Below are 18,295 nucleotides of genomic sequence, written 5' to 3' on the forward strand. Positions count from 1 at the left end.
TGGATAAGCAGAAACCTACCTAAACGTCTAAACAGGAGTAGAATAAGTTGAGAATGAATTGAGACGGAGACCGAGTCGCAAATATTATTTGACCCACCGGGTTGGGCTGTTGAAGGTCCGCTCTTTTAAGACTGAGAATCAATTTCATCTAAATGAGCCAGCCACTCCATACCTTCACCAAACTCGTTATTCGCCCTTTGGTTATCCTCGGATTCGCTTCGATTGCCGCTGTTCCTTTGGTTCGCGCAGCGGAACTGCCGTCCCCGGAACAGATGTGGGCGATGATTCAAAAACAACAAGCGCAGATCGCCGCATTGACCGAACGCGTGGAGGCCGCCGAGGCGCGCACGTCACAAGCTCAACAACAGTTGGTGGCAACGTCGGCGCGCGTGCAGGCCACCGACGACAAGGTCGAGGCGACTTCGGCCTACGTCGAAACCTTGGCTGACCGCGGCGGCGCGTCCGGTGGTGCGTGGTATGACCGCACTTCGCTGGGTGGTTATGGCGAAATGCACATGAATTTTGGCGGCGGCAACGAGATCGATTTTCACCGTTGGGTGTTGTTTGTCGCCCACGAGTTCAACGACCGCATTCGCATGTTCTCCGAGATCGAGCTGGAGCACTCGTTGGCGGGCGACGGCAAGCCGGGCGAAGTGGAGCTGGAGCAGGCGTTCGTCGAATTTGACCTCAGTGAAAGCAGTCTGGCCCGGGCGGGTCTCTTCCTCGTCCCGGTCGGTTTGATCAATGAAACGCACGAGCCGGCCACGTTTTACGGGGTGGAACGCAACCGCGTCGAAAACCAGATCATTCCCACGACGTGGTGGGAGGGCGGGGTGAGTCTCTCCCAGCAGACCGACGCCGGGTTCAGCTTCGACTACGCGATGCACTCCGGGCTCAACGTGCCCACGACGGGCAGCAACGCCTACCGGATCCGCAGTGGTCGCCAGAAGGTCGCGGAAGCCGCGTTCGATGCGGGGGCCGCCACCGTGCGGGCGCGTTATACCGGTATCCCGGGACTGGATGTAGCGGTGACTGCGCAATACCAACAGGACATGGCGCAGGGCACGTTGTCCGAATCAATCGACGCGTTGCTCCTGGCGTTGCACGCGGACTGGCGTGCGGGGCCGTGGGGCGTGCGAGCGTTGTATGCGCGTTGGGATATCAATGGCGCGGCTCCGGCGGCCTTGGGTCGCGACGAGCAATATGGTTTCTACATCGAACCCTCTTATCGTTTCGCCACCTCGCTGGGTGATGTCGGCATTTTTGGCCGCTTCAGCAGCTATGACCGCGAGGCGGGTGCGGGCGCCAATTCCGTGGACGACTACTTCGATATCGGCGTCAACTGGTGGCCGCATGAAGCCGTGGTGCTGAAGGCGGACGTGCAGTTCGCCAAGCCAGCCAATGGCAACGACGACGAGACCGTAAATCTCGGCGTGGGTTACCATTTCTAACTGCCGGACTCTCGTGTTCGCCATCGTGAAAGTGCCCGGTGCCAGCAGGGGCTTTGCTCGTCTGAGCGCGTGCATTGGCATCGGTTTGGCCGTGGTGTTTTCCGTGCGCGCCGAGTCCGATGGCGAAGACGTTTACCTCGCTCCCGAAACCTTCATCGCCGAAGCTTTCCAAGACGGCGAACCGGGGCAGGCGAGCGTGTTGTGGCTCACGCCGGCGCTCAAACCCGGGGTGAAGCAGATTCTCGGTCATGACTACAATGCGCTGCGCATTCGTTATTGGCGCCGCGAGGCGCGCACGGCGTGGATTCTGGAGGAGATTGGCAAAGTGAAACCGATCACCACGGGCATTGTGGTGGAAGGCCAACGCATCTCGCGCCTCCAAGTGCTCGTCTATCGCGAGTCGCATGGCTGGGAGGTGAAGCACCCGTTTTTTACCGATCAATTCAAGGACGTCGGGCTGCGCGAGCGTGATCAGTTGAGCGAACCGATCGATGGCATCACGGGTGCCACGTTGTCGGTATCCGCGTTGCGACGTCTCGTGCGACTGGCGTTGTATTTGGATCGTCAGGTGCAAGAGTCGAGCGACTGATGAGCGCCGATTCGACTAACCCCAAACCACCTCGCCGGGCGCGCCGTCCCGGCTGGTGGCCATGGCATCAGCGCCTCGGGTTGGGGTTCGCGGTGGTGTTTCTCGGCGTCATCGTGACCGGCATCGCGCTCAATCACACCGAGGGGCTGGACTTGGACGGCAGGGCCGTGCCGGGACAATGGCTTTACGATTGGTATGATCTGTCGCCGGAGGGGGAACCGGTCGCGTTCGATGCGAATGGGTGGGCCGTGTCATGGGATGGGTTGTTGACGTGGAACGATCACGTTTTGGGAGCCTCCGGTCCGCTGCGGGGAGCCGCGAAGTTCAGCGCTTCGGAAGTGCTGCTCCTCAGCGACCATCTGTGGGTGATCACTCCGGCGGGAGACGTCATCGAACGACTGCGTGGCGCGTCTTTACCGCCTGGCAAGCCGCGACGTTTGGGGCGCACGGTCGGTCCGCGTCCGGTCGTCATTGAAACCTCGGATGGCATTTACCACGCGAATCTGAGTTTTGCCGAGTGGACGCCGATGGTGACGCGACAAGCCGTCGTGTGGGCGGACCCCGTGACGCTTTCGGTCGCGGGGCGGGATACCGTCCAACAAGCTCACCGCGGTCGGGGACTCAGCTGGTATCGCGTGATTTTGGATCTGCATTCGGGACGGTTTTTCGGCTCGGTGGGCGTGTGGGTGGTCGACGCTTCAGCGGTCGCGCTCGCATTCCTGACTTTAACGGGGACTTGGTATGCCCTGCGGATAAAACGCCCATGAACACTCCGCATCCAACTCGGCGTCGTTTTCTTCGTATCGCGGCGGTGCATACGGTGGCGCTGGCCGCGTTGGGCGCACACGCCGCGACTGCCGCGAGTTCGCCTCGGCGTTGGCGGGGCATCGCTCTCGGCGGGGAAGTGGGTATCGATCTTTACGGGGCGGATGCCGCCGCGGCGGACGTGTTTGCGCGCTGCCGGTCGGAGATGCTGCGGTTGGAGAAAGTTTTCAGCCTCTACGACGATCGTTCGGCTTTATCTCACCTCAATCGCGAAGGGGCGTTGGCGGATGCTCCCCATGAGTTGCGCGACGTGCTCGCTTTGGCTAAACGCGTCAGCGAAGCGAGTGCGGGGGCGTTTGATGTAACGGTGCATCCCTTGTGCGAGACGCTCGCTCAAGGCGAAACCGATCCGGCGGCGCTGGCGGCGGCACGCGATCTAGTCGATTATGAACGCGTGATCGTCGCTGGAACTCGAGTCGTGTTGGATCGTCCGGGAATGGCCGTCACGTTGAACGGAATCGCGCAAGGCTACATCACCGATCGCATCACCGACGTGTTGACGGAAGCTGGCTATCGAGCGGCGTTGGTGGACATTGGCGAAAAGCGGGCGCTCGGGGAGCATCCGGACCGTCGTGCCTGGCGGGTCGGAGTGCGCGATCCCGTCGGTGACGGATTGGCCGGCGTGATCGATCTTCCGAGTGGTTATGCGATGGCGACGTCGGGCGGTTACGGTCAGCGCTATGCGGCCGGGAATCGTCACCATTTATTGGATGCGCGTGCTGCCGAGAGCCGTCACGACTGGGCGAGTGTGACGGTGATCGCCCCACAGGCCGCGGTGGCGGATGCTTTGTCGACCGCCTTGGCCGTCAGTGCACCCGAATCCGCGCAAGCGATTCTGGCTCAGTTTGAAAACGTAGAAGCCCGCGTGCTGACGACGACGGGCGACTGGCTGACGGTTGCCGCTTAGGAGGTTGTCGCCAACTTGATCAATTCCGCGGTGGGCGGCACGTCTTTGATGAGCTGTGATGGTTCCGGGCCGACGCCGAGATAACGCAGGTTGGGCAGCTCGTCATCGGCGGGCCACGTGCCGCCTTCGTAGGCGACGTCGAGGATCGAGCGCATCATGGCCGCGATGTAGGCGCGGGCGTTCGCGGGAAGATCGGCAAAGTGACGCACGTCGCAAATGTCCTCGGTCCAACCGGGGTGACGCGTGTAAACCGGCTTCAGCGTTTTGCGCACGGCTTCGTTGCGTGGCACGTGGGCATAGCGTTGGCCGTTGGCGTCTTCGTAGGCCGTGCAAATGAGCAATTCACCGTTCCACTCGCCACGATGGGTGAGGGCGTCGGTCTTGTTGATCATCAGATCCTGGAATCCGCCGTAGCGCAGGGCGTCGCCTTTTTCCACGGCGTCGAACCAGCCCACCATGCGTTGCCGCCCAGTGGTCGAACCGAATTCGAGTTTTTTGAGCAATACCGTCAGTGGATGCGCGTCGTCCATCTGGGTGATGAACGTGTGGGTGCCGACCTTGGTATCGTAGGCCTTGGCCACGCCAAACGTGTGCACGGGCTGCACGGGCACGCCCGCGCTTTCGAACATTTCTGGCGTATAAGTGTGCGAGGCGGTGACGTTGGGCGAATAGCCGTGGCGTTTGTCGAGCCAGTAGGCTTGGCCGAATTCGCCGAGCACGGTGCGACCGGCGGCGAGTTCGCGGCGGACGAGCTCGCGCACTTCACAAATCTGCGGCGCGAGGCGGGTGCCGGCGTCCCAGTAGGTCGCGGTGAGTTTGTCGACGTTCAGCGAGAACGGGGCGTCGCCTCGAAATGCGGTGAAATCGAAATCGGACTCGGGGAACAGACCGAGCGCGATGGCCTCTTCGTTGGCGCGTCGTTCGGCCACGGAGAGTTTGTCGAAGAAACCGGCGAAGGTCTCGGCGTCGACTTGGCAAACGTGCTGAATGGTGCGCAGCGCGCGGTCGGCGCGTTGGGCGACTTTGCGGGCGTAAAAATTGGGCCCGGCGAGAAAATCGGAAAACGTGATCTGCCACTGCCCGACCTCGTCGGCGTAGGCAGGCGTGATACCGCGGCCGGTCGAGCCCCGCGGTTCCTCTTGCAGGACCACGGAGCGGTAGTGTTCCCACGCGAGATCGAGGAGCCGGTGAATGAAGTCGGCGACCATCGTGCGCTCGTCGATGGCGAGGCGGGAAATAACGGCGTAACCCTTGTGTTCGAGCGGAGCGGCTTCCCACCACACCTTGCGAGGATCGGCGACGACGCCGCTGCCGATGGCGAGGTGGGCGATGTCGCGCTCGACCACGCCGGAAGGCAGCAGGTTGAGCTTAACGCCGGCGGCGGTGTGGCCTGAGTTGGCACCACCGTTGACCTTGATTACGGTCGATACGGCGTGGGGCGTGCCGGCGAGTTCCTCACATACTTCGGGGACGAGACGGCCTTTGCCTTCGTCGCCAAAGGAGATGCCGACATCGGCGATGAGCTGGCTGGAAAAGGGGATCAGGGACATTTTATTGAAACGCTGAAACGCTGAAAAACTAAGACGCAAAAAACGGGTGGATGAGTGGTCGGGACGCTTCCGCAGGAAAGTGCGATCCGGCCAAAGGGCGGACGATGGCACAATCGAAGCCGGGCGGTCGAGCCCGGATCACGCGGGCGTTGTTATCCTTTGACGCCGGCCTTGATCTCGATCACGTCGTGGGGGCTGGACTCTTTTTGACCGGCCGGGCTGACGCGGATGTAGCGGGCGTTTTGCTTGAGAGCCGTGAGATCCTTGGCACCGAGGTAGCCCATGCCGCTTTGGAGTCCGCCGACCAACGTTCCGAGCACTTCGTCGAGGGAGCCACTGACTTCCTTGAGCGCTTCGATGCCCTCGGCGGTGAGTTTGCGGGTCGTATCGTTTTTGTTGTGACCGTAGCGGGCGGCGGAGCCGGATTTCATGGCGGCGAGCGAACCCATGCCGCGGTATTGCTTATAAATCTTCCCGTTGATCTCCATGATCTCGCCCGGGGCTTCGCGGCAACCGGCGAGCAGACCACCGAGGATAACGGCGTCGGCGAGCGTGAGGGCTTTCACGATATCACCGCTCTTGGTGATACCACCGTCGGCGATGATTTTAACGCCCTTGGCGCGGGCGCCGCGGGCGGCGACGTGGAGCGCGGTTAATTGGGGGATGCCGACGCCGGCCACCACGCGGGTGGTGCAGATCGAACCGGGACCCTGGCCGACCTTGATGGCGTTGGCACCGCAGTCGGCGAGGTATTCGACGCCCGCGGCGCTGGTGACATTGCCCGCAATGATCGTGAGTGAAGGGAACGCGTCGCGCACGAGACGCACCATGTCGCCCACGCCGGCGGTGTGTCCGTGAGCGGTGGAGACGGCGACGCAATCGATGGATTCGTCGACGAGTTGGCTGACGTGGCTGATGATCCGATCCCGATCGAGCGTGCCGTCGTCGAGACGGACGGGGGCGAGGGCGGCACCGACGATGAGACGAAACTCACTATCGCGGGCGGCGCGGCGGCGGTTGCTGATCTCGGAGGTGATCCGCTCAATGTCGGAGAACGTAGCCAGGCCGCGCAGGTGATCTTCGTCGTCGACCACGAGCATCTTATGGATGCCCACGTGCTCGGTGAAAAAGGCGTCGGCGGCCTTGATCGGGTCGGCCTCGAGGGCCTTGACCGAAACCGTGTGAATATCGGCGCGGGCCGTCATCGATTCGCCCACATTTTTCGAGCGATAGCGCTCGCGCACCGTGCTGCCGGAGAGAAGCCCCACGAGTTTGCCGCCATCGAGGACCGGGAACGTGCGGAAATCGTAGTTTTTGGCCTCGATAAGATCGAGCACGTCGCCGACGGACTGTTTGGGACTGACGGTGATCGGATCCTGAATGAGGCCGTGGATGTGGCGTTTGACGCGGGCGACCTCTTTGACCTGCTCGCGAGCGGGCATGTTGTAGTGAATGAGGCCCAGACCGCCATTGAGCGCCATGGCGATGGCCATGCGCGATTCGGTTACGGTGTCCATATCGGACGAAATGATCGGCACCGAGAGGGTGACATTCTCGGAGAGCGCGGTGGCGGTGTCGGCATCCTTGGGCAGGATATCCGAGAAAAGCGTGGCGAGCGTAACGTCGTCGAACGTGAGCCCGACCGGGCGATTAGCGGCGAAGAACGCGTCGGCCGCTTGATAAAATTCGGCGTCGAACGCGTCGGCAGGAGTCGTGGCAACCTTGGTCATGAGTTGCCGGGAACGTAGTAGGCTCCTCAACCGGGATCGCAAGCGAGAATCGGCCGCCCCGCCAACCAAGCCGTCCGAACCCGCCGAAGGTGTAACCATTATGGTTACACTTAACGGCGTCGGAGGGACCGGTTGCACTCGGTCCGCATCCGGTTGGTGGAGTTTGCTCGGTCGAAGTTTGCCCGACGACCGCGTAGCGAGCGGAGGAAACGTTTTCGGGCAGAGCGGCGGGACCGAGCCGGGAGCAGGGTGCGGACGATGTGGATGTCGTCCCTCCGCACGAAAGTGTAACCATAATGGTTACACTGGCGGCGAGGCGTCCTCGGTAAATGCCGGGCGAGGTGGCGGAGATGGGAGCACGTGTGATGTTTCCAGTTTGCGCGTAGCGGGGAAGACGCGGAGGTTTCCGCCGTGGAACTCCGTATCACACTCAAACCGTATTGTTTGCCGTTTCGGCAGACGATGTTGACGGCTCATGGCCCCTGGGTGGAGCGCGAAGGTGTGTTAGTGCGGTTGGAGGACGAATCCGGCCGCGTTGGCTACGGCGAAGCGGCACCGGTGCGCGGGTTTGGCGGGGGCACGTTGGCCGAAGTCACCGCCCGCTTGGGCGCGCTCGGCGATCGCGCTCGATCCGAGACGCTGGTGGAGGTGGCGGCGGAAGGTGGTGGCGTGGGTTTTGCGTTGGGGGCGGCGTTGATGGCGTTTGGCAACGCGGAAGCGGGTTTGGATTTTACGCCGAAACACGACTACTTGCCGGTGGCGGGGCTGTTGCCGGCGGGACGGGGCGTGCTCGCGGCGATTGAACCCAAACTGGAGCTGGGGTTCCGCACGTTCAAGTGGAAGGTCGGCGTCGGAGATCCGCAGGATGAACGCGGGATCTTGGACGATTTGTTGAGTCGTCTGCCGACGGGATGCAAACTGCGGCTCGATGCGAACGGCGCCTGGGATCGGCGTCGGGCGGAAGCATGGCTCGAATGCTGTGCCGAGCGGCCGATGATCGAGTTTGTCGAACAACCCGTGGCGACGGGCGACGATCGCGGGCGGGACCTGATGCTGGGGTTGGCGGAGGATTATCCGACGGTGTTGGCGTTGGACGAAGCAGTGACGGATTTGCGCGATCTGCAACGTTGGGCGGACAACGGCTGGCGGGGTGTGTTCGTGGTGAAACCGGCGCTGGCGGGCGACCCGGCTGCGCTGATGGCGGGTTTGGCGGAACGGCCGTGGGACGTGGTGTTTTCAACCGCGTTGGAAACGGCGATCGGGGCGCGAACGGTGTTGACGATGGCCTTCGCGGCGAGCGGTAAAGGCCGGGCGTTGGGCACCGGGGTGTGGCCGTTGTTCAACGGGCACGTTTTAAACGGACCGACGGCAATGCCGTTTGTGCGCTGGTTCGATGTGGCAGCCCTCAATTCGGAGGCCGCGTGGAACGCCGCGAGTTAGCCCGATTGCTCGGATACGAGCCGACAGAGCAGCGCGGCGCGGTGGTGGTGGCGGAACGAGATCGGGTGGCTTTTCGGGCTGCCTTCGGGGCGGCGGTCGCAGGACGAGGTCCGGTGTTTTTGGCCAACCCGGATTGGGGGCAGGCGGAATGGAGTGAATTCGATGTTTTGCGGCAGAGCATGCCGAGTGACTTCGATGCAGAACAAGGTTGGTTGATGATTCCCACCGGGGGCTCATCGGGAGGGGTTAAGCTGGCCCGGCACGATCAGAACACGTTGGGCACAGCCGTGGACGGGTTTGCCGAGTGGGTGGGAGACGGCGCGGTGACCTCGACGCTAGGGGTGTTGCCGCTACACCATGTTGGTGGACTGATGGCGTGGTTGAGGAGCGTGCTGATGGCCGGGGATTATCGAGATGTCGCGTGGGCGGAAATCAAAGCCGGAGTTTATCTGGAGGTGGATGAAGGTGCGGTGATTTCCTTGGTGCCGACCCAGTTGGCTCAGCTGCTGGAATCGACGGCCGGGGTGGATTGGTTGCGCGGATTTTCGATGGTGTTTGTGGGCGGAGGCCCGGCGTGGAAGGCGCTGCAGGAAACGTCACGAGCTCGGGGCATTCGATTGGCTCCGTGCTACGGTATGACGGAAACGGCCGCGATGGTAACGGCGCTGCGTCCGGAGGCGTTTTTAGCCGGCACCGGCGGAGTGGGTCCAGCACTGCCGCATGCTCAAATCGAGATCATCGAGGAAAACCGTTTGGTGATTCACAGTGCGTCGTTGTTTCGTGGATACTGGCCCAATGGACGGGTGGACGCATCATGGGTTTCTGGTGATTGGGGGGCGTGTGACTGCGACGGGAATTGGACGATCGGAGGACGCCACGACGCACTGATCTTAACCGGCGGAGAAAAAGTTGATCCGGCGGAAGTAGAGACGGTGCTGCGTGCGTTCATGGGTCGTCATAACGTCGCGGTGATTGGCGTGCCGGACGCTCGATGGGGAGAAGTTGTGGTGGCTTGCCATGATGGGGAGCCGCTCGATCACGACGAAATGGATGCGTCGGTGTCGGCACGGCTGGCGCGGTATAAGCGACCCAAAGCTTACGTGGCAGTGAATCCGTGGCCGACCAACGCGATGGGTAAACTCGATCGGTCGGAGCTGCGCAAGTGGGCGGGTGGGTAGGGTCGCTGTGCGGAAGCGACAACGGCTGTTTTTTATGGTCTTATGCGTCCACCCATGCCGCCAGCTCGGCGGGCAACGCGAGTCGGGCGCGCGAGCTGGAATCGAGGCAAACGTGTTCGGTGCGCATGACGGCGGCCCGTTTTTCGGTCGGACTGAGTTTCCACAACACGTAATCGACGGTGAAGGTGTTGTCGGAAAAACGCGTGGGCGTGACGTCGATTCGAACGCGATCTCCGCAGACCAAGGGCCGCAAGTAGGACGCTTCGCTTTTCGCAATGGGAAGAATCACGCCTTGGTCGGAAAAAAACTGGCCGAGCGGAATGCCGACGTCAGCCAATGCCTCCTCGTATGCCTCATGCGCGATCGACAAATAGCGGGCGAAAAAGATGACTCCGGCAGCGTCGGTGTCGGGAAAGTGAATCGTGCGCGAATAGGAAAACGTGGGCATGGCGAAAAGGGTTTAGCCACAAAGCGGGGCAAAAGGACACAAAAAGCAAAGGACCGACCGATCGGGATCTTCCTTCACTTCTGGCTTCTTACTTCAAACTTCTGACGTCTTACTTCCCGCATGACCAAGAATGAGATCGCTGAGCGGTTGGAAGAGATTGCGGTGTTGCTGGAATTGAAAGGGGAGAACCCCTTCAAAATCCGCGCCTATGGCGCGGGCGCTCGCGTGTTGGAGTCGCTGGAGACGGATGAATTCGAACAACTCGTAGCGGACGAAAAGCTCGATTCGATTAAGGGCGTGGGAACGGCCCTGGCGCAAAAGATCGGCGAACTGCACGCGACGGGGGAACTGGAGTTTTTGACCGAACTACGGGCGTCGATCGCACCCGGTTTGGTGGAGATGCTCGAAGTGCCTGGTCTCGGCGCGAAGAAAATCAAAGCGATCCACGACAAACTCGGCGTCGATACCATTGCGGGACTGGCTGAAGCCTGTGCCGACGGTCGAGTCGCGGATTTGGCGGGGTTTGGTGCGAAGTCGCAGGAGAAAATTGCCGAGGGAATCCGCAACCGCGAAGCTTACGGCAAGCGACATCTGTGGTGGCTGGCCAATGAGGTGGCGCAGCCGATAGTCAGCGGATTGCGAGCTCGTCCGGAAGTCGAGCGAGCCGAAGCGGCCGGTAGTTTGCGTCGCGGCATGGAAACGGTGGGCGACTTGGATTTCATCGTCGGTTCGTCCGATCCGGCCCCGGTGATGACATGGTTTTGCGAACTGCCGGAAGTGAAGGAAATCACGGCGCGTGGAGAGACCAAGTCGAGTGTGCGTTTCGAGAGTGGATTGCAGGCCGATCTGCGCATCGTGCCGCCGGCCCAGTTTGTTTTCGCGCTGCACCATTTCACCGGCTCCAAAGATCACAATGTGGCCATGCGGCAGCGCGCCCTCGAACGCGGGAAAAGCTTGTCGGAATGGGGACTCGTTCCGGCCAAAGGCGACGGCACGGCCAAGGAAAAAGCCGAGCGCGGCGAAAGCGTGGAAGTGGCTGACGAGGCGGGCCTGTTCGGAGAGCTCGGCATGTCGTTCGTGCCGCCGGCGCTGCGCGAGGGATTGGGTGAAATTGAAGCGGCCGAAGCCGGAGAGCTACCTTCGTTGGTCGCGTTGAGCGATCTGAAAGGCGCGTTTCACAACCACACCACGTCCAGCGATGGACGAAACACCTTGGCCGAAATGGTGGCCGCGGCGGAGCAACGCGGTTGGGCCTATCTCGGCATTGCGGATCACTCCAAGGCGAGTTTTCAAGCAAACGGTCTCGACGAAACACGGTTGCGAAAACAGATCGCAGAAATTCGCGAATTGAACGGATCGGGCCGGTTTAAGACGCATGTTTTTGCGGGCAGCGAAGTGGATATTTTAACGGATGGGGCGCTCGATTTCAGTGATGAGCTGATGGCGGAATTGGATTACGTGGTCGCGTCCGTGCACAACGCGCTGACGCAGAGCGAAGCGGACATGACCAAGCGCATTATCCGGGCGGTGGAGAATCCGCATGTCACGATGCTCGGACACCCGACCGGTCGACTCCTCCTCCGCCGGGAAGCCAGCAAGGCCGACTTGAGCAAGATCATCGATGCCGCCATTGCGAACGACACGATCATCGAACTCAACGCAAGTCCATGGCGCTTGGATCTCGACTGGCGTTGGTGGCGCAAAGCGGCGGACCGAGGCTTGATCTGTGCGATCAACCCCGACGCTCACGAATGCGACGGCCTCGACCACGTGGCCGCCGGAATCAACTCCGCGCGCAAAGGCTGGCTGCAACCGCACCACATTCTGAATACGCGGTCGCTGAAGGATGTAAGAACGTGCTTTGCCCGGAAATCTTCGGTGTAGGAGCAGCGTTTGCGCGCGATTTTTTATGGAGGCGGAACGTTGGTTTGAGATGGGGAATCGCGCGCGAGTCCGCTCCTGCTGGTGGATCGATCGTGTTCGTCGGCATGACCTTCCGGTAGTCGGCCAGAAATTGGTCCGGCCATTTTCGCGTCTTACCGCCTTTGCGTTAAAAAACACTGACAGCTGATCGCAGATTACTGAATGCTTCTCTTTCCATGAAAAAGGCACTGATCACCGGTATCACCGGCCAAGACGGATCTTACTTAGCGGAGTTGCTCCTGAACAAGGGCTACGCGGTGCATGGCTTGGTGCGACGGGCGAGCGCCTACAACCGAACTCGGATTGACCATCTTCGGACAGATGAGAACCTAGCGAACGGTCGACTCGTGCTTCATTATGGTGAGTTGAACGATTTGACGTCATTCCACCGCCTGCTCCACAAAATCGAGCCGAATGAGATCTATCACTTGGCCGGCCAAAGCCACGTGGGCCTTAGTTTTGAGATCCCGGAAGTCACCTGTCTCGAGAACGGCATGGCGACGCTGCATCTGTTGGAGGCGATGCGCGAAATGAAAACTGACGTCCGACTCTATCTGGCGGGGAGTTCAGAAATTTTCGGTGCGCCCCAAGCAGGGCCGCAGACGGAACTTACCCCGTTGGATCCACGTAATCCCTACGGCGCAGCCAAGGCGTTTGCCTTCAACTTGGGCAAAATCTACCGAGAATCACACGGCCTTTATGTCGCCAACGGGATCCTCTATAATCACGAGTCGCCCCACCGCGGGGAGAATTTCGTAACTCGTAAGATCAGCATGGCGGCGGCGCGCTGGGCGGGAGGGCAAAAAGCTCCGCTTGAACTCGGCAACCTCGATGGGTGTCGCGATTGGGGCTATGCGGCGGAATACGTCGAAGGCATGTGGCGCATGTTGCAAGCGGAGAACGGAGCCGATTTTGTGTTGGCCACCGGCGTGCTCACGACGGTGCGAGAATTCGCTCGGGCCGCCTATGCTGCCATCGGCGTTGAACTGGAGTTTGCAGGTGCGGGGCCAACCGAAGTCGGTCGCTGCGCCCGGACCCGCGAAATCGTGGTGACCGTTTCTCCGCGCTTTTACCGGCCGGTCGACGCCACTCACTTACTGGGCGACGCCACCAAAGCACGTGAGGTCTTGGGGTGGTCGCCACAAACCGCTGCGACCGACCTGGCAAAGCTGATGGTCGAAACCGACGTCGCTCGAGTTGGTGCCCACTGAGCATCTAAAACTACCGAAGGTGAATTTACCGCAACGCCGCCAAAACGGCAGGGCCCGGAAAGCCGCGGCATGAGACAAGCAGCTCTCGGCGGTCATGGAACCGCAGAGACTTTGCGCGAGAAATAGCCTTTTCAAGAAACCCGATCAACTAAAGTCGGCTATAATAAACAATATCACCGCGCGAGTTCTCCATACCTTGTCACCGCTTCAACGCCAAAGCGTTGAAGCGGGAACGCGGGCGGCACACCTCGGCGCTTGCACCCGCGACAGTCGTCCGCTCGCCTCCCTTGAATGCAACCCGTCGTCCCTTCGACCTATTTGTTGACCGGTGCAGCCGGATTTATCGGAGCCCGCACGGCGGAGCTGCTACTTGCGGCCGGGCATCACGTAGTGGGGGTTGATAATCTCAACGCTTACTACGACGTGCGGCTCAAGGATCATCGCCTGCACCGCTTGCTCCAAGGTGATGGTTCACGTGTTGGTTCTGCTCCGGACGCTTCCGCATTCGCAGTCGGTGAGTCGCGGGCAGGAAACTTCACTTTTGTCCCCATGGACATCGAGGACCCGGCGGCGGTGGCGGCTTTGTTTGAGCGCTGGCAATTTGATGCGGTGATCAATCTCGCGGCGCGAGCAGGGGTGCGGTATTCGGTCGAGCATCCCGAAGTTTACGCGTCGACCAACGTATCGGGTGGCGTGAACTTGCTTCAGGCCATGGCCCGGACAGGGGTCAAAAAATACGTCCTCGCCTCCTCTTCCTCGCTCTATGCGGGGGCCATGCCTCCGTTCAGCGAGACGGACGACGTCACGCGGCCGTTGTCGCCATACGCGGCCTCGAAACTGGGCGCTGAAGCCATGGCTTGTGCCTTCCATCACATGCACGACATCGACGCGACGGTATTACGTTATTTCACGGTATATGGGCCGGCGGGACGTCCGGACATGAGTCCGTTTCGTTTTATCAAATGGATCGACGAAGGCACCCCCATTGAGCTGTTTGGCGACGGCAGCCAGACACGCGATTTCACGTTCGTGGACGACATTGCGGCAGGCACCATTGCGGCGCTTCGCCCCGTGGGTTACGACGTCGTCAATCTCGGCGGCGGCAATGAGCCCATGGCGATCAATCGCATGATTCAGGGTTTTGAACGTGCGCTGAACAAGTCGGCGGTGATCGATCGCAAACCATTTCACTTAGGGGATATGCGGAACACGCAGGCCGATGTGAGCAAGGCAGCACGACTGTTAAACTGGACTCCTCAGGTTAAACCCGAGGTCGGCTTTGATCGCACCGTGGCGTGGTATGAAGCCAATCGTAGTTGGCTGAAGGATATCCAGTTGTAGCGCGGCTGCGCCGCGTAAGTTGCAACCGAACAAGTAACAAATTTCAAGTGATCGAGCGGGGAGAGCGGATGTATGGAGTAAGAAGTTTGAAGGCGGAGGCAGGAGGGGAACCTTGGCGACCTTCGCGTCCTAGCGTCTCTGCGTTAAAAAATTCAGGTCGCTGAAACTACCACAATGTAGGAGCGAGTGCACTCGCGATGATTGCGGTGGAGTGGGGCCATGGGGTCGGCGGAGAGGCAGGATGATCGCGCGCAAGCGAGCTCCTACCGGTGGATATTGAGGTCGATCCGGACCGGGTGGAACCGGTCCTTCCGAGGGGCAGCGTCTCCGAGTGTAACCATTATGGTTACACTTTCGCCGGACTGGATGGATACGGTCGTTCCGCAGGATTTCCGGAGGGACGACTTCCACGTCGTCCGCAGTTGCCTCTTAGGACGCGGACCGGGTGGAACCGGTCCCTCCCGAAGGCTTCACCTCACCAACGACCGCGCTTGCTGGACGCAGGCGGTGAGGTCGGCTGCTTCGGTATCGATGATGTGGTCTCCATCGGCATCGGTCGGTTCTTCAAATCCGGAATCCTTACCGGTGAATTGTTTCACTTCGCCGGCCGCGACTTTGGCGTAAAGACCTTTGGGGTCACGAGCTTGGCAGGCTTCAAAGGAGGCTTTCACGTAAACGAGCTGAAGATCGGTGTCGCCGATGATCTCACGCGCGGATTCGCGGAGTTCCCGTTTGGGCGTGATGAAACTGACCAAGGTGATCAATCCGGTTTCGGCGAACAATTTGGCGACCTCGGCGATGCGACGAATATTCTCCCGGCGATCGTCGTCGGAGAAACCGAGGTTGCGATTGAGGCCGGCGCGCACGTTGTCGCCGTCGAGCACTTTCGTCAGACGACTGGCCGCGTGGAGTTCGCGTTCCAGCGCGGCGGCGATGGTGGACTTGCCGGAACCGCTCAGGCCGTAGAACCAAATTACCTGCCCTGATTGGCCGAGTTGTTTTTCCTTTTCGGCACGAGCAACGAGTTTGTCGTGAGTGGTGTAGATGTGGTCTGGCATGGAAGGAGAGCCGGTGGAGGGAAAGTAAGAAAGTGTCGGTTTGCCGACAAGGTGCGAAGGTGGTCGGATTTCTAACGCAAAGGCGCGGGGCCGCGAAGGCAACGATAGGGCGAGGGTTAGGTGGTATTCATCCCTTCTGTTTACGATTTTAGCATTCCGCCTTTTGGCGTCTTTTGTGTCTTCTTGCGGCCAAATCAGTTATGAAGCCTGCCGAGCAAGACGGTGTCGCCAATCGTGAGCAGGGAACCGTTGCGGTATTCAAGTTTACCATACATCAATGGTGCCTGCGAAGGGTGATTCAGCACAGCACCGCCGGCGAATTCGACGATGGCCTGCGCGGCGGCGGTGTCCCACTCCATGGTCGGCACATCGCGGAGGTAGATGTCGGCCGCCCCTTCCGCGACAAGACAGAATTTCAGTGAGCTACCGATGCTGAGACATTCGGCGTTCGGAAAGCGCGCGAGCAGCGCTTTAACCTCGGGCCCCGCGTGATCGCGACTGGCGACGATGCGCAGCGTTTTCCGGGCGGGCACACACTGGATGGCGACGGGAGCGGAATCGCGTTCCGCGCGCCAGGCGCCGCCATCGTGATCGGCGCCATAGGTCACGCCCGAGACGGGAACATGCACAATACCCGCGACGGGTTTTCCGCTTTCGATCAGCCCGATGTTCACGGTGAAGCTACCGGTTTGTTTGATGAACTCCTTGGTGCCGTCAACGGGATCGACCAGGAAAAAACGGGAGGCTTTGGCAATGGCGTCATCGCGTTCTTGGTCCTCCTCAGAGACGACGGGGATGTCGGGAAACGTCGCTCGGAGCCGGGAGGTGATCAAGCGGTGGGAAGCGAGATCGGCCTGGGTCAGCGGAGAGTTGTCGGCCTTCGCATCAACGGTCAGCGGCTGGCCGTAGAACTTGAGCGTTTCGAGGCCGGCGGCCTCAGCGATTTCGCGAAGAATAGAGAGCATGGGATGATGGGACTGATTTCAACGCAAAGGCGTGGAGTCGGAAAGGACGCGATGCGATCACTTATGCAGAAAGACGCTAGCGCGCTTTGCGTCTTAGCGACATTGCGTTAAGAACTTCATTGACATGAATTTTCAAATTCAACGGATCATGCCTGCGGCGACCGTTTGCTGGTGCGGCTGCCCGGAGCGGGCGCCCGCCGCCCCAGGTCCGTGCTGTCGCACTGCGTCGTTTGAAAGCATTTCTTCGAAACGCATTTTCCAACTCAACGGATCATGCCTGCGGCGACTGTTTGCTGAATGGACTGCCCGGTGGGCGCCCGTCCATTCAGGTCCGGTGGACCGAGTCGGTGAACGACTCGCCATCTCCGCGCTGTCGCGCTGCGTCATTACACTCGACGGTGTCATCGGATCATGCCCGCTGCCACCGTCTCATTTGAAAATTCGTCGACGAGGATGACGCTGCCGGTGATGCGGTTTTTGCGGTAGGAATCGTAGAAGAGGGGGGCGGAGGTGCGCAGCGTGACGCGGGCGATGTCGTTTAAGCCGACCGTCTTGTCGTCTTCGTGTTTGTGGAGGGTGTTGACGTCGACTTTGTAGTGCACGTCACGGACCACGGCGCGGCATTCCTTGCTGGTGTGGCGCAGCAAGTATTTGCCGCGTGGTTGCAGGGTTTTCTTTTCGGAAAACCAGCAGATCATCAGGTCGATATCCTGACCGACCTCCGGCTGATTGTTGGGCTTGGCCAACATGTCACCGCGGCTGAGATCGATTTCGCGATCCAAGGTGATGGTCACAGAATGGGGGCTGAATGCTTCGGCGCGCTCGCCGTCGTGAGTGTGGATCGCTTTGACCTTGGCGTTGAATCCACTGGGCAGAACGGTGACATCGTCACCCGGCTTGAAGACCCCACTGGCGACGCGGCCGGCGAAACCACGGAAGTCATGCCACTCGTCCGAGTGGGGACGGATCACGTATTGCACCGGAAAACGGGGATCAACGTGGTTGACGTCGGTGCCGATGTAAACGGTCTCGAGATGATAGAGTAGGGACGCGCCTTGATACCAGGGGGTATTGGCGGACTTCGAGACCACATTGTCACCATGGAGAGCGCTGATGGGAATGAAGGTGATTTCGGGCACATCAAGCCGACTGGCGAAGTCCTTGTAGGCGGTGACGATTTCGTTGAACCGGTCCTGGCTCCAGTCGACCAAGTCCATTTTGTTCACGGCCACGGTGATGTGTTTGATGCCCAACAGCGAAGAGATGAACGAGTGTCGGCAGGTTTGCTCGATGACGCCCTTCCGGGCGTCGACAAGGATGATGGCGAGATTGGCCGTCGACGCGCCGGTGACCATGTTGCGGGTGTATTGCGTGTGGCCCGGGGTGTCGGAGATGATGAATTTACGGCGTGGCGTGGCGAAGTAGCGGTAGGCGACATCGATCGTGATGCCCTGTTCGCGTTCGGCGCGCAGTCCATCGGTGAGGAGGGCGAGATCGAGATGCCCATCGCCGCGCTGCTTGGACGTGCGTTCGATCGAATCGAGCTGATCTTCGAAGATCGTCTTGGTGTCATACATGAGCCGCCCGATAAGGGTGCTCTTGCCGTCGTCAACGGACCCCGCCGTGGTAAAGCGGAGCAGTTCCATTTCATTGTAATTCGCTGGTGATGTCATAGCCGC

At 60.5% G+C, this 18,295-nt stretch carries 15 protein-coding genes; 9 read left to right on the top strand and 6 right to left on the bottom strand.

Going from position 1 to position 18,295, the window contains the following annotated elements:
* Window positions 1–152: 152 nt before the first annotated feature.
* From PXH66_RS05605 to PXH66_RS05620, 4 genes are read left to right on the top strand one after another with little or no spacing between them, the layout of a single operon-like run.
* A complete protein-coding gene (locus PXH66_RS05605) occupies window positions 153–1,451 on the top strand; it encodes a porin (RefSeq protein WP_330927877.1) in 1,299 nt (432 codons plus the stop codon).
* Window positions 1,452–1,476: 25 nt separating this feature from the next.
* Window positions 1,477–2,040: an FMN-binding protein gene (locus tag PXH66_RS05610; RefSeq protein WP_330927876.1), complete on the top strand. Its 564-nt coding sequence runs from the start codon at window positions 1,477–1,479 to the stop codon at window positions 2,038–2,040.
* On the top strand, window positions 2,040–2,807 hold the full coding sequence (locus tag PXH66_RS05615; protein ID WP_330927875.1) for a PepSY domain-containing protein: 768 nt from the start codon (window positions 2,040–2,042) through the stop codon (window positions 2,805–2,807). The genes PXH66_RS05610 and PXH66_RS05615 overlap by 1 nt, the downstream gene beginning before the upstream one ends.
* Complete coding sequence (locus PXH66_RS05620) at window positions 2,804–3,772, top strand: FAD:protein FMN transferase (protein WP_330927874.1); 969 nt, start codon at window positions 2,804–2,806, stop codon at window positions 3,770–3,772. Before PXH66_RS05615 ends, PXH66_RS05620 begins: the two co-directional genes overlap by 4 nt.
* Here the strand turns inward: PXH66_RS05620 and PXH66_RS05625 are convergent.
* Both PXH66_RS05625 and guaB read right to left on the bottom strand, forming a co-directional pair.
* Complete coding sequence (locus PXH66_RS05625) at window positions 3,769–5,322, bottom strand: adenylosuccinate synthetase (protein ID WP_330927873.1); 1,554 nt, start codon at window positions 5,320–5,322, stop codon at window positions 3,769–3,771. The two genes, PXH66_RS05620 and PXH66_RS05625, sit on opposite strands and share 4 nt — an antisense overlap.
* A gap of 152 nt (window positions 5,323–5,474) precedes the next feature.
* Window positions 5,475–7,052: an IMP dehydrogenase gene (gene guaB, locus PXH66_RS05630; protein ID WP_330927872.1), complete on the bottom strand. Its 1,578-nt coding sequence runs from the start codon at window positions 7,050–7,052 to the stop codon at window positions 5,475–5,477.
* 411 nt (window positions 7,053–7,463) lie between these two features.
* Here guaB and PXH66_RS05635 point away from each other — a divergent pair, with 411 nt between their 5' ends.
* Entirely contained in the window at window positions 7,464–8,492 is a 1,029-nt protein-coding gene (locus PXH66_RS05635) for an o-succinylbenzoate synthase (protein WP_330927871.1), read from the top strand.
* Window positions 8,474–9,670: an AMP-binding protein gene (locus tag PXH66_RS05640; RefSeq protein ID WP_330927870.1), complete on the top strand. Its 1,197-nt coding sequence runs from the start codon at window positions 8,474–8,476 to the stop codon at window positions 9,668–9,670. The genes PXH66_RS05635 and PXH66_RS05640 overlap by 19 nt, the downstream gene beginning before the upstream one ends.
* A 40-nt stretch (window positions 9,671–9,710) precedes the next feature.
* Here the strand turns inward: PXH66_RS05640 and PXH66_RS05645 are convergent, their stop codons facing one another.
* Entirely contained in the window at window positions 9,711–10,118 is a 408-nt protein-coding gene (locus tag PXH66_RS05645; protein WP_330927869.1) for an acyl-CoA thioesterase, read from the bottom strand.
* A 120-nt stretch (window positions 10,119–10,238) separates the two neighbouring features.
* On the opposite strand from PXH66_RS05645, the gene polX reads away from it, so the two are divergent.
* From polX to PXH66_RS05660, 3 genes are all read left to right on the top strand, one after another.
* Complete coding sequence (gene polX, locus PXH66_RS05650; RefSeq protein WP_330927868.1) at window positions 10,239–12,002, top strand: DNA polymerase/3'-5' exonuclease PolX; 1,764 nt, start codon at window positions 10,239–10,241, stop codon at window positions 12,000–12,002.
* Between the two features lie 215 nt (window positions 12,003–12,217).
* Window positions 12,218–13,252: a GDP-mannose 4,6-dehydratase gene (gmd, locus tag PXH66_RS05655; protein WP_330927867.1), complete on the top strand. Its 1,035-nt coding sequence runs from the start codon at window positions 12,218–12,220 to the stop codon at window positions 13,250–13,252.
* A 291-nt stretch (window positions 13,253–13,543) separates the two neighbouring features.
* On the top strand, window positions 13,544–14,593 hold the full coding sequence (locus PXH66_RS05660; protein ID WP_330927866.1) for an NAD-dependent epimerase/dehydratase family protein: 1,050 nt from the start codon (window positions 13,544–13,546) through the stop codon (window positions 14,591–14,593).
* A gap of 470 nt (window positions 14,594–15,063) precedes the next feature.
* On the opposite strand, the gene cysC is transcribed toward PXH66_RS05660, so the two are convergent.
* From cysC to cysN, 3 genes are all read right to left on the bottom strand, one after another.
* Complete coding sequence (gene cysC / locus PXH66_RS05665) at window positions 15,064–15,651, bottom strand: adenylyl-sulfate kinase (protein ID WP_330927865.1); 588 nt, start codon at window positions 15,649–15,651, stop codon at window positions 15,064–15,066.
* A 194-nt stretch (window positions 15,652–15,845) separates the two neighbouring features.
* Window positions 15,846–16,616, bottom strand: coding sequence for a 3'(2'),5'-bisphosphate nucleotidase CysQ (gene cysQ, locus PXH66_RS05670; RefSeq protein WP_330927864.1), 771 nt, complete (start codon window positions 16,614–16,616; stop codon window positions 15,846–15,848).
* A 401-nt stretch (window positions 16,617–17,017) separates the two neighbouring features.
* A complete protein-coding gene (gene cysN / locus PXH66_RS05675) occupies window positions 17,018–18,262 on the bottom strand; it encodes a sulfate adenylyltransferase subunit CysN (protein ID WP_330932262.1) in 1,245 nt (414 codons plus the stop codon).
* Window positions 18,263–18,295 lie beyond the last annotated feature (33 nt).

The sequence above is a fragment of the Synoicihabitans lomoniglobus genome, from assembly GCF_029023725.1.
GTDB lineage: Bacteria > Verrucomicrobiota > Verrucomicrobiia > Opitutales > Opitutaceae > Actomonas > Actomonas lomonigloba.